The 21,102-nt window shown below is 58.8% G+C and carries 19 protein-coding genes; 7 read left to right on the top strand and 12 right to left on the bottom strand.

The features are described from left to right. Nucleotides 1–186: 186 nt before the first annotated feature. From AC5SEO_RS04215 to AC5SEO_RS04160, 12 genes are all read right to left on the bottom strand, one after another. Nucleotides 187–912, bottom strand: a complete 726-nt coding sequence (locus AC5SEO_RS04215) for an amino acid ABC transporter ATP-binding protein (RefSeq protein ID WP_019566431.1) — start codon at nucleotides 910–912, stop codon at nucleotides 187–189. Continuing rightward, nucleotides 890–1,549, bottom strand: coding sequence for an amino acid ABC transporter permease (locus AC5SEO_RS04210; protein WP_019566432.1), 660 nt, complete (start codon nucleotides 1,547–1,549; stop codon nucleotides 890–892). The genes AC5SEO_RS04215 and AC5SEO_RS04210 overlap by 23 nt, the downstream gene beginning before the upstream one ends. Then, complete coding sequence (locus tag AC5SEO_RS04205; protein ID WP_003517793.1) at nucleotides 1,546–2,217, bottom strand: amino acid ABC transporter permease; 672 nt, start codon at nucleotides 2,215–2,217, stop codon at nucleotides 1,546–1,548. Before AC5SEO_RS04205 ends, AC5SEO_RS04210 begins: the two co-directional genes overlap by 4 nt. 72 nt (nucleotides 2,218–2,289) lie before the next feature. Then, nucleotides 2,290–3,075: a transporter substrate-binding domain-containing protein gene (locus AC5SEO_RS04200; RefSeq protein ID WP_060642688.1), complete on the bottom strand. Its 786-nt coding sequence runs from the start codon at nucleotides 3,073–3,075 to the stop codon at nucleotides 2,290–2,292. Beyond that, nucleotides 3,072–3,824, bottom strand: a complete 753-nt coding sequence (locus tag AC5SEO_RS04195; RefSeq protein WP_003517798.1) for a GntR family transcriptional regulator — start codon at nucleotides 3,822–3,824, stop codon at nucleotides 3,072–3,074. Before AC5SEO_RS04195 ends, AC5SEO_RS04200 begins: the two co-directional genes overlap by 4 nt. 166 nt (nucleotides 3,825–3,990) lie before the next feature. Then, on the bottom strand, nucleotides 3,991–4,971 hold the full coding sequence (locus AC5SEO_RS04190; RefSeq protein ID WP_013761373.1) for a 3'-5' exonuclease: 981 nt from the start codon (nucleotides 4,969–4,971) through the stop codon (nucleotides 3,991–3,993). A 187-nt stretch (nucleotides 4,972–5,158) separates the two neighbouring features. Continuing rightward, nucleotides 5,159–6,958: an NAD(P)/FAD-dependent oxidoreductase gene (locus AC5SEO_RS04185; protein WP_003517801.1), complete on the bottom strand. Its 1,800-nt coding sequence runs from the start codon at nucleotides 6,956–6,958 to the stop codon at nucleotides 5,159–5,161. A 66-nt stretch (nucleotides 6,959–7,024) separates the two neighbouring features. Next, entirely contained in the window at nucleotides 7,025–8,098 is a 1,074-nt protein-coding gene (locus AC5SEO_RS04180; RefSeq protein ID WP_035199305.1) for a 2,3-butanediol dehydrogenase, read from the bottom strand. A 176-nt stretch (nucleotides 8,099–8,274) separates the two neighbouring features. Then, the gene (locus AC5SEO_RS04175) at nucleotides 8,275–10,149 is read right to left on the bottom strand and encodes a sigma-54-dependent Fis family transcriptional regulator (RefSeq protein WP_003517806.1); all 1,875 of its coding nucleotides are present in this window, start codon (nucleotides 10,147–10,149) and stop codon (nucleotides 8,275–8,277) included. A gap of 109 nt (nucleotides 10,150–10,258) precedes the next feature. Next, nucleotides 10,259–10,672: a hypothetical protein gene (locus AC5SEO_RS04170; protein WP_112200858.1), complete on the bottom strand. Its 414-nt coding sequence runs from the start codon at nucleotides 10,670–10,672 to the stop codon at nucleotides 10,259–10,261. Nucleotides 10,673–10,819: 147 nt separating this feature from the next. Continuing rightward, on the bottom strand, nucleotides 10,820–11,713 hold the full coding sequence (locus tag AC5SEO_RS04165; protein ID WP_112959772.1) for a transglycosylase SLT domain-containing protein: 894 nt from the start codon (nucleotides 11,711–11,713) through the stop codon (nucleotides 10,820–10,822). A gap of 196 nt (nucleotides 11,714–11,909) precedes the next feature. After that, entirely contained in the window at nucleotides 11,910–13,694 is a 1,785-nt protein-coding gene (locus AC5SEO_RS04160; protein ID WP_003517811.1) for a methyl-accepting chemotaxis protein, read from the bottom strand. Between the two features lie 294 nt (nucleotides 13,695–13,988). Between AC5SEO_RS04160 and AC5SEO_RS04155 the strand changes: the two genes are divergently transcribed. The 7 genes from AC5SEO_RS04155 to AC5SEO_RS04125 all read left to right on the top strand — a co-directional run bounded on the left by AC5SEO_RS04155 (nucleotide 13,989) and on the right by AC5SEO_RS04125 (nucleotide 21,026). Next, nucleotides 13,989–14,174, top strand: a complete 186-nt coding sequence (locus AC5SEO_RS04155) for a hypothetical protein (RefSeq protein ID WP_019566439.1) — start codon at nucleotides 13,989–13,991, stop codon at nucleotides 14,172–14,174. After that, the gene (locus AC5SEO_RS04150) at nucleotides 14,140–14,613 is read left to right on the top strand and encodes a VOC family protein (protein WP_112959744.1); all 474 of its coding nucleotides are present in this window, start codon (nucleotides 14,140–14,142) and stop codon (nucleotides 14,611–14,613) included. The genes AC5SEO_RS04155 and AC5SEO_RS04150 overlap by 35 nt, the downstream gene beginning before the upstream one ends. A 260-nt stretch (nucleotides 14,614–14,873) precedes the next feature. Next, complete coding sequence (locus tag AC5SEO_RS04145; RefSeq protein WP_003517816.1) at nucleotides 14,874–16,217, top strand: extracellular solute-binding protein; 1,344 nt, start codon at nucleotides 14,874–14,876, stop codon at nucleotides 16,215–16,217. Nucleotides 16,218–16,292: 75 nt separating this feature from the next. Then, nucleotides 16,293–17,183: a carbohydrate ABC transporter permease gene (locus AC5SEO_RS04140; RefSeq protein WP_003517818.1), complete on the top strand. Its 891-nt coding sequence runs from the start codon at nucleotides 16,293–16,295 to the stop codon at nucleotides 17,181–17,183. Nucleotides 17,184–17,193: 10 nt separating this feature from the next. Continuing rightward, nucleotides 17,194–18,081 (top strand): ABC transporter permease subunit, encoded by an 888-nt coding sequence (locus tag AC5SEO_RS04135; protein WP_003517820.1) that lies wholly within the window; start codon nucleotides 17,194–17,196, stop codon nucleotides 18,079–18,081. A gap of 41 nt (nucleotides 18,082–18,122) precedes the next feature. Then, a complete protein-coding gene (locus tag AC5SEO_RS04130; protein ID WP_025595982.1) occupies nucleotides 18,123–19,244 on the top strand; it encodes a sn-glycerol-3-phosphate import ATP-binding protein UgpC in 1,122 nt (373 codons plus the stop codon). 453 nt (nucleotides 19,245–19,697) lie between these two features. Next, on the top strand, nucleotides 19,698–21,026 hold the full coding sequence (locus AC5SEO_RS04125; RefSeq protein ID WP_112959746.1) for an LLM class flavin-dependent oxidoreductase: 1,329 nt from the start codon (nucleotides 19,698–19,700) through the stop codon (nucleotides 21,024–21,026). The last annotated feature ends 76 nt before the right edge of the window (nucleotides 21,027–21,102 follow it).

Raw genomic sequence — 21,102 nt, 5'->3', positions numbered from 1 at the left:
TTTCGATTTGGTGCGGAAATTGTATGCGATCCGAGCGACCGACAGGGGAACATGAAATCGGGAAAAGAGCGCCATCGGAACGAACTGGCTGACACCACTGGAATAGCGGACATTTTCCCGGCAAACACAACACAAAGGCTACTGCCGACGCACGCACCGCTCCGGTCGCGTGCGTCGGTACTGTGCTTAGATCATGCCAAGGAACTGCTTGAGTTCCGGCGTCTGGGGATTGGCAAAAACATCTTCCGGCGGGCCGATCTCGTGCACGCGGCCCTGATGCATGAAAACAACGCGCGAGCAGACGTCGCGGGCAAACTTCATTTCATGCGTCACCATCAGCAGCGTCATGCCTTCCTTTGCCAGTTCGCGCACGACGGCCAGCACCTCAGACACGAGTTCAGGGTCGAGCGCCGAGGTAATCTCGTCACAGAGAAGGGCGATAGGCTGCATGGCAAGGGCGCGGGCAATCGCCACGCGCTGCTGCTGGCCGCCGGACAGTTCATCCGGATAGGCATCGAACTTGTGCGCCAGCCCGACACGCTCCAGCATCCTGCGCGCCGTCACCTCGGCCTCCGGCTTGGTGACCTTTTTCACCACCATCTGCGAAAGCATGACATTGCCGCCGGCCGTCAGATGCGGAAAGAGGTTGAATTGCTGGAAGATCATGCCGACCTTCAGCCGCAATGCCTTCAGATGCAGCTCATCGTCCAGCAACTGCGCACCTGCCACCTGGATCGAGCCGGCGCTGATCGTCTCCAGTCCGTTGATGCAGCGAAGCAGCGTCGATTTTCCAGAGCCGCTTTTGCCGATGATGGCGATCACCTCGCCGGGTTCGACATCCAGATTTATGCCCTTCAGCACCTCATTGTCGCCAAAGCTCTTGTGGACTTCAGTGATTTCGATGAGCGACATTGAGCTTCCTTTCTAGGAACTGGCTGGATTTCGACAGCGGCCAGCAGAGGGCGAAATAGATGAGAGCAACCAGCCCATAGACGGTGAAGGGCTGGAAGGTGGCATTGGTGACGATCGTGCCGGCCTTGGACAGTTCAACGAAACCGATGATGGAGGTGAGTGCTGTGCCCTTGACGACCTGCACGGAAAAACCGACCGTTGGCGGAATGGCAATCTTCAGCGCCTGCGGCAGGATGACGTAACGCATCTGTTGCAGGCGGCCCATGGCAAGGCTGGCGGACGCCTCCCACTGGCCCTTCGCAATCGCCTCAACGCAGCCGCGCCAGATTTCCGCAAGGAAGGCAGCGGTCCAGAGGATAAGCGCCACGCCAGCCGCAAGCCAGGCCGGAACATCAACCCCGAGGAGACCTAGGCCGAAAAAAGCGATGAAAAGCTGCATAAGCAGCGGGGTGCCCTGAAAGACTTCGATATAGATGCGGGCAGCACGGTTCAAAGCCCGGCGCGGACTGATGCGCAACCACAAAAGCACGATGCCCACCATACCGCCGCCGATGAAGGAAACGAGCGATAGCAACAGCGTCCAGCGGGTGGAGAGCAGCAGGTTGCGCAGAATGTCCCAAAAGGTGAATTCAGTCATCGTGCCGCCCTCCTCGGGAAAAGAAAGCTGCCGAGCGCCAGCATGCCCTGCCGCAACAGGATGGCGAGCAGCAGGTAGATGACAGTTGACAGGATGTAGGCTTCGAAGGCGCGGAACGTGCGCGACTGGATGAAGTTCGCCGCAAAGGTCAGGTCTTCCACCGCAATCTGCGAAACGACGGCCGAGCCGAGCATGACGATCACCACTTGCGAAGAAAGCGCCGGCCAGATGCGTTGCAGCGAGGGTGTGAGCACCACGTGGCGAAACGTTTCGAAGCGCGTCATGGCAAGGCTCGCGCCCGCCTCGAACTGGCCCTTCGGCGTCGCCTGAATACCGGCGCGGATGATCTCGCAACTATAGGCGCCCAGATTGACGATCATCGCCAGATTTGCCGCGGTCAGCTCTGTAAGCTTGAAACCAAGTGAAGGCAGGCCAAAGAAGATGAAAAACAACTGGATCAGAAAAGGCGTATTGCGGATGAGCTCCACATAGGTGCCGACGATGGGCTTCAACCATGAAGGTCCGAGCGCCCGGGCCCAGGCGCAGGCGATGCCAAGTGAAACGCCGACCACGCCGCCGACCAGCGTGAGTTGGCTGGTAATGGCGATGCCTTTGGCAATTTGTGGCCAATATTCGCCAAGCCACAGGAAATCAAATTGATAGCTCAAGAAACAGTCCCCTTGCGCCGGTGGAGAAAGGCGTCATCCCGGCGGATCCGGGATGACCATGGCAAACGATGATCAAAGGTCTTTCGGCAGATCCTGGCCAAGCCACTTGGTGGCGATCGCATTCAGCGAGCCGTCGGCCTTGGCTGCAGCTACGGTGGCGTTGACCTTTTCCAGTAAGGCCGGCTCGTTCTTGTTGAGGCCGATGTAGCAGGGAGAGTTCTTGATGAGGAACTTCAATTCCGGACGCTTCGGGGGGTTCTTGGCGAGGATGGCGGCTGCAACCACGTTGCCTGTCGCGACAACTTCCACCTGGCCCGAAAGGAAGGCAGAGATGGTGCCGTTATTGTCCTCGTAACGCTTGATGGTGGCGTCCGAAGGCGCGACCTTCGTCAGTTCCAGATCCTCGACGGCACCGCGCGTGACGGCGATGGTCTTGCCCTTAAGGTCTTCGGCCTTGGAGATCGCGACGTCGGCCGGGCCGAAAACGCCGTTGAAGAAAGGCGCGTAAGCATCAGAGAAATCAATAACTTTTTCACGATCTGCATTCTTGCCGAGGCTGGAGATAACGAGATCGACCTTGTTGGTCTGGAGATAGGGAACACGGTTGGCACTGGTGACCGGGACGAGTTCCACCTTCACGCCCAGCTTGTCGGCGATCATCTTGGCCATGTCGATGTCATAGCCCTGCGGGGTCATATCAGCAGCAACGCTGCCGAAGGGCGGGAAATCCTGCGGTACGGCCACACGCAGCGTGCCGCGTGCGGTGATGTCGGCAAGGGCATCCGCCTTGGCGGGCGCGGAAAGACCAAAGGCGGCAGCCATGGCGGCGGCAGCGATGAGGGTCCGTCTGAAGATCATATGTCATTCTCCTTGTGTTGATTGTGTTGCATGTGAATTTTATCCGGATCGCCGCCATTCATTTCCGGTAGGGCGAGCGACCGGCGAAGGCCGGCGAGAGGATCGGGGCGTCGAGTGAGGTCGAGGCCGGTTTCCACCTCGTCCAGATGCTCGATGGAAAGCTCCGCCGCTCTCACGAAATCGCCCGCAGCCATCGCGTCGAAGATACGGCAATGCCCCTCATGGGACTGGAGGGCATGAAACTCCGACTGGTAGAGCATGGAGATCAGAATTGTCCGGGCGGTCAGATCGCGTAGCAGCTCGATGAGCACGGCATTGCCGCAAAGCTCGGCGATGCGGATATGAAAATCGCCCATGAGGCAGGTAAGGCGCTGGCGGTCACCTGCGGCTATTGCGACTTTCTCTTCCTCAAGATGTGCGACGAGGACCTTGCGCCCCTCCTCCGACAGCATCCGCATGCTGCGAAGCAATCCGGATTCGATAATCCGCCGCGCCTCATAGATGGTCATCGCCTCCTCGGCGGAGGGCTCGACGACGAACCACCCTCGCCGCGCGCTGACATGGACGATGCCACGTGTTTCCAGCCGCATCATCGCCTCCCGTACCCGCGTACGTGAAACGGAGAAGAGTCCAGCCAGCTGATTTTCGCTGAGCCGCGTGCCCGGCCGGATGCGCGCCGAAAGAATGCCGGAAACGATGGCTTCTTCGATGTTTATCTGACGGTCCTGCTTGGTATGTAAATCTTGCATACAAGACTGAAAGCAAGGCCCGTGCCAGAACAGATATTGTTTTAAAATCAAAATGCCGCGAAAAAGCTCGCGCCTACTCGCTCAAATTTTGAGCAAGAAAATCGACAAACATCAAAAAAAACGCAGAGCTGTGCAAACTTGACGGTATGGCCGTCGCGGTTTCTTTCTAGCCGGCTTTGAACCGGTCGAATGCCGTCAGATACTTGACCGTGGGATCGGCGTCCCAGCGGTAAATTTCGGTTCGGAGGAAATGCAGCTCTTCTTCGAGCTTTTCCTCCGCCAGTTCCACCCACCAGGATTTCGGCCGGCCATCGGAACCATCAGACCAGCGATAGCCCCGCTTTTTCAGATGATCCTTCATGTCGAACGGGCTGTTCTCCGCGTAAATGCGAACCCGGGAGTGCTGGCTGGCTTCATGGAGTTCCATGAAGGGCGTCCCGCTTTGGCCGGCGCGTACCTGTTCCAGCACCTCCAGCAGAGCGAAACAATCGTCGACTGCTCGGTGGCCGTCATGGAAATAGCCGGATTGCCCGATGAGGTAGGCGAGCTTGCTGCCCTCAAAACCCCGACCACTCCAGTCAACCTCAGAGACGGAGCAGGCCCAGGCCTTATTGCGGAAGATCGGCGAGAAGGCCTCGCAAAACGGACGATCGAAGCCGGCATTGTGGGCAATGATCAGATCAGCACCTTCAACCAGGGAGGTCAGCCGGTCGATGTCTATCGTCTGTCCGGCAACCATTTCATCGGTGATACCCGTCAGGCGCGTGATTTCTTCCGGAATGGAAGTGCCCGGCTGTCGCAGACCGCCATAGACCCCGGTGACATCGCCGATCGTGCCCTGATCGTCGAATGTGAAGGTAATGACGCCGATTTCGATGATCTCGTCAGTTCGGTGGTTGAGGCCCGTGGTCTCGGTGTCGAGGATCACGCCCTGACGTGGAAACCCCGGTCGCGGCTGCTCGCATATCGCGCGCGGCTGCAACTTGCGCAGGACGCGGTAATTGCCTGTGGATTCGAGATATCCGACCAAGGCCTCATCATCAGGAACCGATTTCAGCGTCGTTTCACGACCACCCGCTTTTCGCCCGCGCTCAGCCTGAGGAAGCCGCGCCGTCGCGGAAGCGAAAAAATCCAACTGGGAGGTCATTGTTCTTCTGTCCGCTTTGGCCGGAAATCGATATTGAGTTTTCCAACATATGCGCAGAGGCTCACACTAACAACAGCGGTTGCCGTGATCCACAGAAACCGGGGGCATTGCCTGCATCGGATTCAGAAAGGGGGCGGAATGTTCCGCCCCCTTTCTGCATTACCGTTATCGATCGAAATACCCGTGGTCAGCGTGTGTGGTGAACCGGTTGCAATGCATAGACAGGTGTAGGAAGCCCCTCCATGCGCGCTTTCAACTGCAACGCGAGATATTGCGAATAATGCCGCGACTGGTGCAGGTTGCCGCCGTGGAACCAAAGCGCCTCCTGCTGCGTCGGCTTCCACATGTTGCGCTGCTCGCCTTCCCACGGCCCCGGGTCTTTCGGCGTATCCGAACCGAGACCCCAGACCTTGCCGACCCTGTCTGCCGTTTCCTGATCGATGAGATCAGCGACCCAGCCATTCATCGAACCATATCCCGTCGCATAGACAATGACGTCAGCAGGGATCTCCTTGCCGTCAGCGAGCTTGATCGAATTTTCGGTGATCTCGTCCACCTGACCGGCGGCAAGCTTCACCTTGCCATCGATGATCAGCTGCGAGGCGCCGATATCAATATAATAACCGGAGCCGCGCCGCAGGTACTTCATGAAGAGGCCCGAGCCATCCGCACCCCAGTCTAGCTGGAACCCGGCTTTTTCCAGTGCGGCGTAAAAATCGGCGTCGCGCTCCCGCATCTTGTCGTAAAGCGGGATCTGGAACTCATGCATGATCCGGTAGGGCAGCGACGCGAAGATGAGATCGGCCTTCGCCGTCGTCACCCCATTCGCCAACGCCTGTTCGGAATAGAGCGCACCGAGCCCTATATCCATCAGCGTATCGGATTTGACGATATGGGTCGTCGAGCGCTGGATCATGGTCACATCGACACCCGCTTCGTGGAGTGCGGCGCAGATATCATGGGCCGAATTGTTGGAACCGATCACTGCGACCTTCTTGCCCTTGTACCCATCCGGCCCCGGATGCTGCGAGGAATGGTGCTGATCGCCGTTGAAGCGCTCGCGCCCCTTGAAATCCGGAATATTGGCCTTGCCCGACATGCCGGTGGCAAAGACCAGTTGCTTTGGCCGGAGCACGACTTCCTCGCCATCGCGATCGACGACGATCGACCATTCCTTCGCCGCCTCGTCCCACTTGGCGGATTTGGCAGTGGAGCGGGTCCAGTAGTTCAGTTCCATCACCTTCGTGTAGAATTCGAGCCAGTCGCCGATCTTGTCCTTGGGAGCAAAGACCGGCCAGTTCTTCGGAAAATCGATGTAAGGCAGATGGTCGTACCAGACCGGGTCATGCAGGCAGAGCGACTTGTAGCGCTTGCGCCAGCTATCACCCGGCCGCTCGTTCTTTTCGAGTATGATCGTCGGCACGCCGAGCTGGCGCAACCGGGCACCGAGCGCGATGCCGCCCTGCCCACCGCCGATGATGACGGTATAGGGCTGCTTGTCATAACCGAGCGTGCGCGCTTCCTCCTCGCGCTCCTCCATCCAGGTTTTGGCACCAAGGTTCTGGCCGTGCCTTGCGCCGAGCGGGCGGGTGAAGCCCGATTTTTCCTCATGGCCCTTCAGTTCGGAAAGCGCCGTCAGCAGCGTCCATATCTGCCCGTTCCTGAAGCGCACGAGGCCGTAGCCGCGCCCTGTCGCCGTCTCGAAGGTGATCCAGCTTTCAAGCACACCATCCGCCTCCGTTGCCTCCTCGCCGGTAGCGATGCGCCAGTTTGTGGGTCTGGCCGTCGAAAGCTGCGCCTGCAGCATGTCGCGCACCTGATCGCGACCTTCAACGGTCTTGATGTTCCAGGTAAAGGCAACGAGGTCGCGCCAGTAGCAATCCTCGGCAAACAGATTAACGGCATCATCGATGCGGCCAGCTTCGAGTGCTGCCCCGAACGTATCGAGAAGCGCCTGAAGGCGGGTGGTGGGGGTCTTGTCGAGCATGTATTCCTCCTCCTGCTCAATGTGGAAACGGGACGGCTCCTCAACCGCCCCGCACTTCAAATCGGCCTATCGCGACAGGTCGATCAGGATCTTCAGATGCTTGCCGGCCGGGTCGAGCAGCTGGTCGAACCCTTCCGTGACCGCCTCGCTGAGTGAAACGTTTTTGGTAACGATCCGGCTCGCCGGGATCTGGCCGCTGGCAATCAGCCGGGCAACACGCGGCCAGTAGTGAGTCGGATAGGCCCAGGAGCCGCGGATATCGATGTCCTTGAAAGTCACGTCGAACCAGTTCAGCGGGTTTTCGCCGGGGTGGAGGCCGGTCTGCACCACAACGCCCTGCTTGCGCACGGCATCGGCGCAGTTCTTCAGCGCATATTCATTGCCGACGCATTCGATGGCAACATCGCAGCCAACATTGCCTTCGGTCTCGGCACGGATGACATCGCCCACCTTTTCCGTCTTGGGATTGATCGTGCGCACCTCGCCAAGCGCCGCCCGCGCCAGCGCCAGACGCGTGTCGTTGAGATCGGAAAGAAATATCTGCGAGGCACCGGCCGCCCTGGCCGCCATGGCGACGAGAATGCCGATCGGCCCGGCACCGGTCACAAGCACGCTGCTGCCGGCCGTGACACCGCCACGGTCGCAGGCATAAACCGCGACTGCCGTCGGCTCGATGAGGGCCGCTTCCTGATCGGAAAGCGCATCGGGTATCGGCTGTACGTTATAGTCGTTGAGAAGAGCGGCCTGCGCCATGCCGCCGGAATGCCAGGACAGACCGGCGAGAGCGAGATTTTTACTCAGGTGATAAAGACCGCGATCAGCATAATAGTCGCCATGGCGCGGCATGATGAGCGGCTGGATCGATACCCGGTCGCCGGGCTTTACATGGCTAACGCCCTCGCCTACGGCCTTGACGACACCGCCGAATTCATGACCGAGAATTTGCGGCCCGTGCGCGCCGGTGAAAGGATGCGGCTCCTTCGGCACGAAGATCGGGCCATAGGCATATTCGTGCAGGTCCGTGCCGCAGATGCCGCAGAACTTGTTTTCGACGAGCACCTCACCCGGACCGGGCTCGGGCGGCATATCCACATCCTCGATGCGTAGGTCCTTGGCGGCGTGAAAGCGCAGTGCTTTCATTGCATTTCCTCCTGTAGTTCTTGCACAGAAGGATCAGCAAGCGGCATGCCAGATTGGCTTGCGCCATATCTTGACGTATTTTCAATTGGTTACAAATTCAGCTCTGAGGCTCGCCGGCAGAATGCAACAGGTTCCGTGCAACAGGTGTTGCAATGGTCGCACCGGTTCGGCCGCAGTCAATTCAGGCGTTTGAGACGGCGGTGAATGGTGGAGCGGTTGACGCCGAGGCTTCGCGCCAGCGCCGAGACGTTGTTGCCGCAGTCCTTCAGCGCCCGGCGCAGATCGTCGTCATCGCGCAAAGCATCATCGGTCGCGACTTCGGCAAAGAGGTGTTCAGGCAGGCAACCCGGATCGATCTTGCCGCCATCGGAAAGCGCGGCTGCAACCCGCAGTGCATTGAAGAGTTCGCGCAGATTGCCTGGCCAGTCATGGTCAAGCAGAATTGCCCGTGCCGCCTTATCGATCCTGTAGGTCTCGCCGTTTTCCTTCTCGATGCGGCGGAGAAACTGATCGATCAGCCAGCCGAGATCCTCGCGCTCCCGCAGCGCCGGCAGCGTCACCGTTGCGGCGTTCAGGCGATAATAGAGGTCCTGCCGGAAACGGCCTTCCTTCACCAGCTCGGCAAGATCGCGGTGCGATGCGGACAGTACTCTCAGACGCACCGGCTTGGCTTTCAATGCGCCAACCGGCTGCACCTCGTTTTCCGAAAGCACGCGCAGCAGGCGGCTTTGAAGAGAAAGCGGCATGTCGCCAATCTCATCCAGGAACAAAGTGCCGCCACTTGCCTCCTCGATGAGACCGCGCTTGCCCTTCTGGCTGGCGCCGGTGAAGGCACCGGGTGTGTAACCGAACAATTCAGATTCGATCAGATGCTCCGGGATCGCCGCACAATTGACGGCGACGAAATTGCCGTCGCTGTTGCAGCTGTCATGGATCGCCCGTGCCAGATATTCCTTGCCGCTGCCCGTCTCACCCTGAATGAGGATGGGAATATCGCGGGCGGCAAGCTTTGCTGCCCGCGCCTGCACCTTTTCCATCGCGGGATCGCCGTTGCTCATGTCCCTCAGCGCTCGCGGCAAGCGTGGCTCTGGCGTGACAGGAGCGCGAATGCTGACGGCGGGCGCGATCGCGCTGGCAAAAAGCACCAGACCGTTGCGGGCGCGCAAAAGCCGCTCGCCATTCGGCCGCCCGCGCATAAAGCGCGGCAGGTCGTCCACATCGATATCGAAGACCGAGGAAATCGGCTGGCCGAGAAAATCGCGGGTGGCAAGGCCGTGCATGTTCATGGAGCGCGCCAGCGCCCCGAAGCCACCATGGGTCATGCCGGTGATACGTCCGCTGCCATCAAGGGCGATCGCCGCATCGGGATCGACGTCAAGAAACTCAGGTGAACGTGCAAGACGCAACACCCAGTCATTGCGGGTGCGGGTCATGAGATTGGCAAGCTCGATGCGCCGCGCGGTGGAGGCAACGAGATGCAGCGCCAGTTGCTGGCTGGCCTTGGCCGTCGGCGAGCGCAGCTGGGAAATGTCGAGCACGGCGGTGAGATCGCCGAGCGTATCGAAGACGGGCGCCGCAGTGCAGGTCAGCCCGATATGGCTGGTATCGAAATGGTCATCCTGATGGATGATCACCGGCTCGCCGGAAACGAGGCAGGCGCCAACAGCGCAGGTGCCGGCCCGGTTTTCCGACCATTCCGAGCCAAGGTAAAGCCCCGCCCTCCGCAACTGGTTGTCGAAGGTCGGGTCGCCCATGAAATCGACGGTAACGCCGCGCGCATCCGACAGCAGCAGGACGTAATTCTGCTCGGCAATCTGGTTGAACAGGGCTTCGAGACCGGAGCGGCCGATACGGATGAGCTCCTCGGCCTGCTCGCGATGCTCCCGAAGCTTCAGCTCGGGCACGATATAGGCTTCCTGCGCAATCGTTGGGTCGAGCTTGTAGTCATTGAGGCAGCGCAGCCAGGACTGGATGACCGGCGTATCACGGGGGCTGACCGCGCCCATGCCGACACGTTCGATCTCTCGTATATGCGACAGCGTCGATACCATGCACGCATCCTCCGGCACGGATGGTCGCATATTAGGAGATCGCCCACAATCCACCTCTTACGGTGGTTCGGTCGTTCGAAGCGATGCAACAGTCTCGAATGCGACCGCCTCAGGTGTTTGGGCGATTGATAATGTTCTCGCAATTGGCCGGATTGCCGATGATTTCGCTGGTCTTGATGGTGGAAGCGGGATCCGCGGTGATCTTGATGATGCAGTCGCGGCGATGCTCCTTGATCTTCATGCCTTCCGTTTCCGATATCCGCACCTGCCCGTTCAAGGTGCGGATTTCCCGCTTGTTGGAGAGGCCGGCATAGGTCTCAACATCCACCTTCAGCCAATAGGATTCCGTCGCGCCCTTTTCGATGATCACCTTGTTAGGACGGCCGAGTCTGGCGATAGCCGCATCCAGGGGCTGGCCCACGAGGCTCGCCACCGTTTGCGATGCGTCCGTCTGCCCGGTCGTGGCGCACCCAGAAATGGCGGCCAGCACGCCGACCAGACATCCCGCTTCAAGCCATCTCATTTTCAGTTTTCTTCCCTCACAGAATACCATCAGCCGACACGTTCCGTCGTCAGCGTTGCAATCTAGGCTCGATAATTTTGCTCTGAAAGGAGGTGCGACCCAGATGCTGATCAACTTGTTATGATCGACAGGGTCATACAGGTGTTCTCATCTGTTGCGGAACACGGTGCAGGGAATGCCGGCCTGGCGGATTTCGCCGCAAAGCTCGTTGGCCTGGGCGCGTGTATCGCGGCCGATGCGGGCGGCATAACGCGGGCGCGAACCGAAATTGCCGCCTCGCTGCCGCACGATCAAAGCCCGCTCGGCATTAAGCGGCCCGGATAGTTGGCCAATGGCGCGGGTAAAAAGCCGGTTCGCCACCGCCGGATTATAATGCGCGGCAAGCTGCACGCCCCAGGGCGCCCAGTCGGCCGACGAGATGAGGACAGGATCGTTCATCGTTCGCGTATCGGCCAGACGCAGACAGGCATCGATGAAAGAGCGGGTCTCATCCAATGCCGGGGCCGCCTTTTCCGGCGGGTTGTCCTTCCATTTCTCAACCGGATATCCCGTTATCGCAAACACATAATCCCGGGTTTCCGTCGGCAGCCGACCGGTCGCGATAAAATTCCGCAATCCCGCCTCGCCCGCATTATAAGCTGCGGCGGCGAGACCGAAATTGCCAAACTGCTTATTCAACTCGGACAGATACCGGGAAGAGGCCTCGAGTGCGGCGATTATGTTGAAGCTGTCTTTGAGACCACGCAGCTTTGCGGTTCCAGGCATGAACTGTGCTATGCCTTCCGCGCCCTTCGGGCTGACCGCATTGGCCCGGAACAGGCTTTCCCGCCAGATGAGCCGGGCGAAATAATCCGGCGGAACGGCGTGGCGCCCGGCCAGAACCTCGATGGCGTGACACAGGTCGTTATTGTAGCTTTCGACACGGATGCACAATTCCGGCGCGACATCATGGGTGTAGGCGCAGGAGACTTTGCCATCGACCTTCTCCTCGGCCCCGGTCGTGCCACTGGCAAGCGCCAGCAACCACAGAGCAAGACTCACGCAGCGTGTCGATATCACCGCCAAGCAAAACTCCCCGCAAATCCCACGCCCGATACGCCGATTATCAGGCATTCTGCAAGATATGCCCAGACCTAGGGCTCTTCTTCAATGGAAGCTTCGGTTTGGGCCTTGCCGAGGCTTCCATGCGTCCAGAATAAAGGTCGCATTTCCGCGTCGGCAAGGCCATCTTGTGTGCTTAGAAGTCCTGCCAATCCTCATGTTCGACGGCGACTGCAGCGGAACCGCGCACCGCAAGCGGGCGGGATGCCGGGCGACGCGGAGTGGCAAAGGTAGCCTGCTGCTCGAAGCCGCTCCGCGACGACGATGTCGAGTGCGATGCGTCATCGAACCGGAATTGCCCTAGAAGCTCAAACAACGCTGCCGCTTCCCGTGCAAGGCTGTGGCTGGCAGCCGTCTGCTCCTCAACCATCGCGGCATTCTGCTGCGTTCCCTGGTCAACGGTGTTGACTGCCTGATTTATCTCGGCGAGCGCGGTCGACTGTTCGCGCGCGGCATCGACGATCGCTACGACATTGGTGTTGATGTCGCGCACCTGTTCCGCGATTTCCTGCAAGGCAGAGCCCGCTTTGGTAACAAGGCCAACGCCGTTTTCAACCTGCGTGCCAGACGCGTTGATCAGGCTCTTGATTTCCTTTGCGGCAGTCGCCGAGCGTTGCGCAAGTTCGCGAACTTCCTGCGCGACCACGGCAAAACCCTTGCCTGCTTCGCCTGCGCGGGCAGCTTCCACGCCTGCATTCAGCGCAAGCAGATTGGTCTGAAAGGCAATCTCGTCGATAACGCCGATAATATTCGAAATCTCACGCGACGATTTTTCGATCTGGTCCATGGCACTGATCGCATCGCGCACAACCTGACCTGAATGTTCGGCGTGGTCGCGGGCACGGCCGACGATTTTTCCAGCCTCTTCCGCACGGCGGCTTGAATCATTGACGGTGGTGGTGATTTCCTCGAGGGCTGCAGCCGTCTCCTCGATAGAGGCGGCCTGCTGTTCCGTACGTCTGGCGAGATCGTCGGCCGCGGACCTTATTTCATTCGACCCCGAAGAAATGGCGCCGGCATTTTCAGAGACCAGCGTCATGGCCTTCTTGAGCTTTTTCGAGGCTGCGTTGAAGTCGGACCGCAATCTTTCAAGCGAGGGGATAAAGGGTTTGTCGATGCTCTGCGAAAGATCACCGTCAGCCAGATTGGTCAGGGACTGCGCGAGCTTTTCGACATTTTCAACACGTCCGGTCACGTCGGTGGCAAATTTGACGACTTTGAACACCTTGCCGGACAAATCGAAGATCGGATTATAGGAGGCCTGAATGAAAACCTTGCGACCGCCCTTGCCAAGCCGCATGAATTCATCCGCCACCAGATCGCCGCCGGCAAGCCTTTTCCAGAATTGCGCATATTGCGGGGACTGTGTGTAGGCGGGTTCGCAGAACATCGAATGATGCCTTCCCTGCACCTCGGCGAGCGAATAGCCGAGCGCCGCCAGAAAATTCTCGTTGGCCGTCAGGACCTCGCCGTTCGGAGAGAACTCGATGATGGCCTGCGCCCGCGACAGGGCGTCGATCTTGCCCGCATCTTCCGCCGCCTTCAGCTTGCGCTCGGTAATATCAGTGGCGATCTTGACCACTTTGACCGGCTTGCCGCGACGATACACCGGATTATAGGAGGCCTCGATCCAGACTTCCCTGCCACCCTTGCCAATGCGCTTGTACTGCCGCTGATCGAACTGGCCGGCCGAAAGCTTTGACCAGAAGGCCTTGTAGTCCTGCGATGACACGACTTCAGGTTCAACGAACATGCTGTGATGTCTGCCGACTATTTCCGCCAGCTCGTAACCGAGCGCACGACAGAAATTCTCGTTGGCGGCGAGAATCTTTCCGGCCATATCAAATTCGATGATGGCTTGAGATTTGGAGAGCGCGGCAAGAACCGCGAAAGCATTGGCACCACGATCAAGAAAACTCACGCGCGATCCTCCGATGGCAGCTGGACAGTTTCTACTGAAAATCGTTCACCAACAATATGATTGCATTATTAAATAATATTTAAGGATAATCTTGACGTTGATCACGCGAGTTGATGGTACGGGCGAAATTTGGGCAATACGCGTCTTCCTGCCGCAAAAATCTGCATATTAGGTCAAGCACGCGCTTCACGTTACAAAGAGACATTGTTTCATATTTATTCTTCAGAACGGGCGCGGCTGGGCCCGGCATATGATGCCTATCGCCGAAGGGTGAGGCGCTGGATTTAAATATCCATGCGCGTCGTGTTTGATCATCGCGCCGGCACCGTCATGACGCACAACCTTTATTCCTTTGCAAAATTGCACCTTCCCGCCTCCTTTCGGAACGATCGGCGCATGGCGACATTGTTTACCGAATGGGGCTTTCTTTTGGGAGGAACACGCCGTGAAGAAGAACATGATCTGCATCTGGTACGATAGGGATGCCGAGGCCGCAGCCAGATTTTATGCCGAGACCTTTCCCGACAGCACCGTCAATTCCGTCTATCGGGCGCCGGGCGATTACCCCTCCGGCAAGGAGGGGGACGTGCTGATGGTGGAATTCACGGTGGCAGGCGTCTCCTGTATCGGCCTCAACGGTGGCCCGACATTCAAGCACACCGAGGCTTTCTCGTTCCAGATTTCGACTGAAGATCAGGAAGAGACGGACCGATACTGGAATGCCATCGTCGGTAACGGCGGAGAAGAAAGTGCCTGCGGCTGGTGCAAGGACCAATGGGGCATCTCCTGGCAGATCACCCCGCGGGTGCTGATGGAAGCAATGTCCGCCGGTGGCGCCGAGGCCAAACGTGCCTTCGCGGCAATGATGGATATGAAGAAAATCGACGTCGCCACCATCGAGGCGGCACGTCGGGGTTGATGCTAACAGATCATTCAGCGACAAGTAGCGAAGAAAGACATTTCAAGTAAAGAACTGAAAAACAACGGAAAATCAGATAAAACCCGTTTATCTGATTTTCCCTGGACGCCTATGCGTGCCTGTACCTTCACTCATCACAAAACGTTCAACAAAGTGTAAGCGATCCGTCAAAGACGGCTGCTAGCAGAGCCCGTGGCTTCGTGTTGGGGACGTGACGTCCTCGCCGGTCATGCCATTACTCCATCAACGGGGCTCAACTTATGAAATCTTCCGCTCTGACCTCTTTCGTGGCAGGCGTTGCCATTGCCGCCGCCTTCGGCGCCACGGCTGCCCACGCAGAAAAGACCAAATTCGAATTCTGGCACGGCCTTTCCGGCGATCTCGGCGACCGCGTTCAGGAAACCTGCAAGAAGTTCAACGACTCCCAGGCTGAATTCGAAATCGTCTGCACGTCGCAGAACGACTACGACGCCACGCTGCAGAACACCATTGCCGCCTACCGCGCCAAGAAGCAGCCCGCCATTACCCAGATCTACGATGCCGGCACGCTGGACATGATGTTGTCCAAGGCTTTCGTTCCCGCCAAGAAGCTGATGGCCGACAACGGCTACAAGATCGACTGGAACAACTATTTCCCCGGCATTGCCAATTATTATGCAACGGCTGACGGCGAGCTGAACTCCTTCCCCTACAACTCCTCCACTGCGGTCTTCTATTACAATGTCACCGCTTTCGAAAAAGCCGGCATCACCTTCAAGCCCGACACATGGGAACAGGTTGAAGAAGCCGCCCGGAAGCTCAAGACGGCCGGTTTCGAATGCCCGCTGGCCTTTAATTTCGACACCTGGATGCTGATGGAACAGTTCTCTGCCATCCACAACCAGCCAATCGCCACCAAGGGCAACGGTTATCAGGGCCTCGACGCCGAACTGACGATCAACAAGACGAAGTTCGTTGATCAGGTCAAATTCTTCAAGAAGATGCAGGACGAGAAGCTGTTCGTCGTCAAGACCAAGCAGCTCGGCATGGATATCCTGCCCGCTTTCACCTCGCAGACCTGCCAGATGTTCATGTCCTCGATTGCCGGCCATGGCACCGTCGGCAAGACCATGCCTGAGGGCGTGAAGTGGGACGTCGCCATGCTGCCGATCTGGAAGGGCACCGAGCGCCACAACTCGCTGGTTGGCGGCGCTTCGCTCTGGGTCATGGCTGGTCGTCCGGAAGCTGAATACAAGGGTGCGGCCGCATTCCTAAACTTCATCGCGCAGCCTGATATGGTTGAGTGGTGGTCGACCGTTACCGGCTACATCCCGGTCACCAAGACCGGCTTCGACGCCATGAAGGCCAACGGCTTCTACGACAAGGCGCCCTACAAGGGCCGTGAAAAGGCAATCGAAAGCCTCACGTTTACGCCGCCTTCCGAATATACCCGCGGCATCCGCCTCGGCGGCTTCACGCAGATCCGCAAGGAAGTCTCGACCTCGCTCGAAGCCATCTTCATGCAGAACGCCGATATTCAGACCGAACTCGACAAGGCTGTCGAGCGCTCGAATGCCGGCCTGCGCCGCTTCGAAAAGACCTATGCCGGCGCCAAGCTGAACTAAGCGGTCCTTTTCGCCTGGGTTTGCCCGTCTCCGCGCGGGCAAACCCTTAATGCCATTTTCTGTTTCGGATATTTCATGGAAAAGCGCGCCGTTTTCAAAAGCACATGGTTGCCGCTGCTGTTCGCATTGCCGCAGCTGGCACTGATCCTCCTGTTCTTCTACTGGCCCGTGGCGGCGGTGATCAACTGGGCCTTCACCCTCCAGCCGCCCTTCGGCGGCGCGGCAGAATTCGTTGGTTTCGCCAATTTCCAGGAAGTCTTCTCTGATCCATTCTACTGGCATTCCGTTACCGTCAGCCTGATCTTCGCGACCGTCGGCCCCTTCGTCGCCATCCTCATCGGCCTCACCCTGGCGCTCTCCGTCGACCGCCAGCTTCCCGGCTCCGGATTTTTCCGGGTTCTGTATATCCTGCCCTTCGCCATCGCAGGTCCCGCCGCAGGCATGGCCTTCCGCTTCATCCTGTCGCCGGAACGCGGGTTGGCCGCTTCACTCAACGCCGCCTGGCCAGATATCTGGAACCCGGCGAAATACGGCGAACATGCACTGGCGCTCGTCATCGCCATCTTTATCTGGAAATGGGCGGGCTACACCTTCATCTTCCTGTTTGCCGGCCTGCAATCCGTGCCCCGTTCGCTGACGGAAGCTGCGGCGATGGATGGCTCCGGCCCGATCCGCCGCGCCATAGACATTCAGGTGCCGTTGCTCGCACCCACGCTGTTCTTCCTGATGGTGACGATGATGACCGAGGGTTTCGTCGGCCAGGACACGTTCGGCATCGTGCATTCGCTGACGGCGGGCGGCCCCAATCGCGCCACCGATGTGATGGTTTACCGCATCGTCACCGAGGCCTTCGAAGGGCTGAACTATTCCGGCGCCTCGGCACAAACCATCGTCCTCATCGGCCTCATCATGGTCTTCACCTTCATCCAGTTCCGCTTCATCGAGCGGCGCGTCCATTACAAGTGAGGCCTGAGAGATGATACAGCGCACGCCCTATGCCGACGCCTTTACCTACGTGGTCATGGTCGCGGGACTTCTGCTTCTTATCGGCCCCTTCATCGTGGTATTGGCAGGCGCCAGCCAGACGGTGCAGCAGGTGAACCACACGCCCTTCAGCTTCATGCCGCAGGGCGAGCTTTTCAAAAATCTCAGCACCGCCTGGAACCGCGCCAATCTGGGCAACGCCATGTTCAACAGCCTGGTGATGGCCTCGCTCGTCACAGCGGGCAAGGTAGCCCTTTCCGCTCTGACCGCCTTCGCCATCGTGTTTTTCCGCTCGCCGCTGAAACACCTGTTTTTCTGGTCCGTCTTCATCACGCTGATGCTGCCGCTCGAAATTCGCGCCGTTCCGACCTATGCCGTGGCAGCGGATGTGTTCCAGCCGTTCCGTTACCTTATAGCGCTGGTGAGCGGTGTCGAAGTCAACATCGAATGGAACCTGCTCAATTCCTATGCGGGCCTGTCGCTGCCGCTTGTCGCCACGGCCACCGGCACCTTTCTCTACCGGCAGTTTTTCATGACCCTACCTGATGAACTTGCGGAGGCGGCGCGCATGGATGGCTCCGGCCCCGTGCGTTTCTTTTTCGACGTGCTGCTGCCGCTCTCGCGCACCAACATGCTGGCCCTAACCACCATTCTCTTCGTCTCCTCGTGGAACCAGTATCTGTGGCCGCTGCTGATGGTCACCGACCCCTCCTACAAGACGGTGATGATGTCGTTGCGTGCCCTTTTGCCTTCGGAGGACGGCACGCCGGACTGGAACGTCACGCTTGCCGGTTCCCTCATCATCATCATGCCGCCGCTTCTCGTCGTGGCGTTCCTGCAACGCTGGTTCGTGCGCGGTCTAGTGTCATCCGACAAGTGACGACGCGACGCGTGGCTCTCAACAACAAGGTTCTTAATATCATGGCTCAGATCGATATTCGGCAGGTCCGCAAATCCTATGGCAAGACCCCGACCCTGCACGGCGTGGATCTCACTTTCGAAACCGGCGAATTCGTCGTCATCCTCGGCCCCTCGGGCTGCGGCAAGTCCACACTTCTGCGAATGATCGCTGGGCTGGAGGATATCACGTCAGGTGAAATCGCCATTGGCGGGCGCGTCGTCAACACGCTGGAGCCGCGCGAGCGCGGTTGCGCCATGGTGTTCCAGAACTACGCACTTTATCCGCATATGACGGTATCAGGCAATATCGGTTATGCGCTGAAGGTCGCAGGCGTTCCCAAGGCTGAACGTCTTCGCCGCATCGAGGAAACGGCCAAGATCGTTGGCCTTTCCGACTATCTCGAACGCAAGCCCGCCGCCCTTTCCGGTGGCCAGCGCCAGCGCGTGGCCATGGCCCGCGCAATCATCCGCGAACCGCAGGTATTCCTGTTCGATGAACCGCTGTCCAACCTCGATGCAAAGCTGCGTGTGACGATGCGCGCCGAAATCCGCAAACTGCACCAGCGCCTATCGGCCACCTCCGTCTTCGTCACCCATGATCAGGTGGAAGCCATGACGCTGGCCGACCGGCTGGTGGTGATGAACAAGGGCAATGTGGAGCAGGTCGGTCATCCGCTCGATATCTATCACCGCCCCGCCAGCACCTTCGTAGCCTCCTTCATCGGCTCACCGGCGATGAACCTGTTCAACACGCGGGTGGAGGTCGAATCTCCATCCGTCATGCTGGGCGGCCAGCCGGTGAAACTCTTCCCCGAGACCGCGCTGGAGCTGCGCGGGCGCGACGTGACAGTCGGCATTCGCCCTGAACAATGCCTGGTCAGCATCGAGGGTGCGGGCGTGCCCGCAACCGTGGACTTTGTAGAAGAGCTGGGCTCGGGCCGCATCGTACATGCGGAAATCGCCGGCGAAACTTTCTCCGCAGCCATAGGCGAAGATCTGTTGGTCAAACCCGGCCAGCGCATCCACTTCGAACTGCCCCCGGCCCACCTCCACTTTTTCGATCCGGCCACCGGCAAGCGCATCGAAACGGAGGGTGCCATCGAGACAACCCGCATCGGCAACGAAAAGCTGCTGGCAGTTTGATGGCGGACGTTTGAGCACGGATCAGTCCGGCGCGGTTTGGGGGTGTCCCAACCACGCCGGATCTCCAAACGACGTTTTCGATCTCGAACTACGATTTCGAAATCATCCAATACATTAGCTATATAGACCAATATTTTGAATTTACGACATTTTCTCATTTGAATCATTGCGCGAAATACGTCGAAATTTGCTTGGCGATCACAACGTGAAGCACATTGCTTGCCGGATATTACGTCAACACGATGAGGCAAACCCGTTGCAGGCAAAGCGATCTTGCGAAATGAATGATTTCAGGAAAAATCTTTCTGTTTGGAAATCATAATCGCAATAGTCTTTGCCGCACCGAGCCGCCAGCAAGGCTATCGTCGCGATGAGGACCGAGCCGGTCTTCGATCCTTGGCGGCCGACAGAGAAAACGCTCGGGTCAAAACTTCAACGAAAGAGTGAAGCCCAATGGCAAACGATCGCAAACTGCATCTCGGCGCCTTCATGCGGCCCGTCAGTCTTCACACGGGTGCGTGGCGTTATCCCGGATCCTTCCCGGACGCGAACTTCAATTTCGGCCATCTGGCGCGATTTGCGCAACAGCTTGAAGCCGCGAAATTCGATGCATTTTTCATGGCCGATCATCTGGCGGTGCTTAACATGCCGACGGAAGCACTGCGCCGCAGCCATACCGTCACGTCTTTCGAACCCTTCACCCTGCTTTCGGCGCTCGCCGCCGTCACCTCCCGCATCGGGCTGGTTGCCACCGCCTCCACAACATTCGATGAGCCCTACCACGTAGCGCGGCGTTTCGCCTCACTCGATCACCTCAGCAATGGTCGCGCCGGCTGGAACATCGTCACCACAGCAAATCCGGATGCGGCGCTTAATTTCGGCCGGGACGAACAGCCTGACCACACGGAGCGTTATGGAAGAGCGCGGGAATTTTACGACGTCGTTACCGGGCTGTGGGATTCCTTTTCCGATGATGCCTTTCTCCGGGATGTCGATAGCGGGTTGTTCTTCGACCCTGAAAAAATGCATGTGCTTAATCACAAGGGACCGGAATTTTCCGTGCGCGGTCCGCTCAATATAGCGCGTCCGGTGCAGGGCTGGCCCGTCATCGTTCAGGCCGGGGCTTCAGAGCCGGGGCGCCAGCTTGCAGCCGAAACTGCCGAGGTCGTTTTTGCGGCAACACCCACGCTTGCGGCGGGAAAAGCGTTCTACAGGGACGTCAAGGACAGAACCGTTGCGGCAGGCCGTTCCCGCGACGGCATTGTCATCCTGCCGGGCGCTTTCGTTCTGGTCGGCGATAGCGTGGAAGAAGCCAAGGCCAAACGCGCCAGGCTCGACAGCCTCGTCCATTATGAAAGCGCGATAGCCTCGCTTTCGATTGCGCTCGGCCACGATGCTTCGAGTTTCGATCCCGATGGCCCCTTGCCTGACATTCCCGAAACCAATGCAAGCAAATCCAGCCGCGAGAGGGTGATCGAACTTGCAAGGAGCGAGGGGCTGACGGTGCGCCAGCTGGCGCAGCGGCTGGGTGGCTATGGGGGTCTCGCATTTGTCGGCACGGCAAAAACCATCGCCGACGAGATGGAACAATGGCTATACGAAGAGGGGTCGGATGGCTTCAACGTCACCTTCCCGTTCCTGCCTGCCGGACTTGACGATTTCACGACCCTGCTTGTGCCCGAACTGCAAAGGCGCGGCCTGTTCCGAAAGGACTATGAGGGACCGACATTGCGCGATCATCTCGGTTTGCAACGTCCGGCCAATCGTTTTTTCCCTGAATAACGCGCCGTCGCGCCGATCCGGCCAGCGGTAGGGAGATTTTCCACGCCCGCCCTGAAGTTTGGGATGAGGTTCCAGA

It is taken from the genome of Agrobacterium sp. K11 (assembly GCF_059429395.1).
Note: the sequence above shows the minus strand (reverse complement) of the source record. Positions and strands in the feature narration are given on the sequence as shown.

What these genes read in the sequence shown, in the direction of transcription:
- AC5SEO_RS04215 (WP_019566431.1), bottom strand. Translation starts at nt 912, where the DNA reads ATGTCGCTCATCGAAATCACTGAAGTCCACAAGAGCTTTGGCGACAAT.
- AC5SEO_RS04210 (WP_019566432.1), bottom strand. Translation starts at nt 1,549, where the DNA reads ATGACTGAATTCACCTTTTGGGACATTCTGCGCAACCTGCTGCTCTCC.
- AC5SEO_RS04200 (WP_060642688.1), bottom strand. Translation starts at nt 3,075, where the DNA reads ATGATCTTCAGACGGACCCTCATCGCTGCCGCCGCCATGGCTGCCGCC.
- AC5SEO_RS04195 (WP_003517798.1), bottom strand. Translation starts at nt 3,824, where the DNA reads ATGCAAGATTTACATACCAAGCAGGACCGTCAGATAAACATCGAAGAA.
- AC5SEO_RS04190 (WP_013761373.1), bottom strand. Translation starts at nt 4,971, where the DNA reads ATGACCTCCCAGTTGGATTTTTTCGCTTCCGCGACGGCGCGGCTTCCT.
- AC5SEO_RS04185 (WP_003517801.1), bottom strand. Translation starts at nt 6,958, where the DNA reads ATGCTCGACAAGACCCCCACCACCCGCCTTCAGGCGCTTCTCGATACG.
- AC5SEO_RS04180 (WP_035199305.1), bottom strand. Translation starts at nt 8,098, where the DNA reads ATGAAAGCACTGCGCTTTCACGCCGCCAAGGACCTACGCATCGAGGAT.
- AC5SEO_RS04175 (WP_003517806.1), bottom strand. Translation starts at nt 10,149, where the DNA reads ATGGTATCGACGCTGTCGCATATACGAGAGATCGAACGTGTCGGCATG.
- AC5SEO_RS04170 (WP_112200858.1), bottom strand. Translation starts at nt 10,672, where the DNA reads ATGAGATGGCTTGAAGCGGGATGTCTGGTCGGCGTGCTGGCCGCCATT.
- AC5SEO_RS04155 (WP_019566439.1), top strand. Translation starts at nt 13,989, where the DNA reads ATGCGCGTCGTGTTTGATCATCGCGCCGGCACCGTCATGACGCACAAC.
- AC5SEO_RS04145 (WP_003517816.1), top strand. Translation starts at nt 14,874, where the DNA reads ATGAAATCTTCCGCTCTGACCTCTTTCGTGGCAGGCGTTGCCATTGCC.
- AC5SEO_RS04140 (WP_003517818.1), top strand. Translation starts at nt 16,293, where the DNA reads ATGGAAAAGCGCGCCGTTTTCAAAAGCACATGGTTGCCGCTGCTGTTC.
- AC5SEO_RS04135 (WP_003517820.1), top strand. Translation starts at nt 17,194, where the DNA reads ATGATACAGCGCACGCCCTATGCCGACGCCTTTACCTACGTGGTCATG.
- AC5SEO_RS04130 (WP_025595982.1), top strand. Translation starts at nt 18,123, where the DNA reads ATGGCTCAGATCGATATTCGGCAGGTCCGCAAATCCTATGGCAAGACC.
- AC5SEO_RS04125 (WP_112959746.1), top strand. Translation starts at nt 19,698, where the DNA reads ATGGCAAACGATCGCAAACTGCATCTCGGCGCCTTCATGCGGCCCGTC.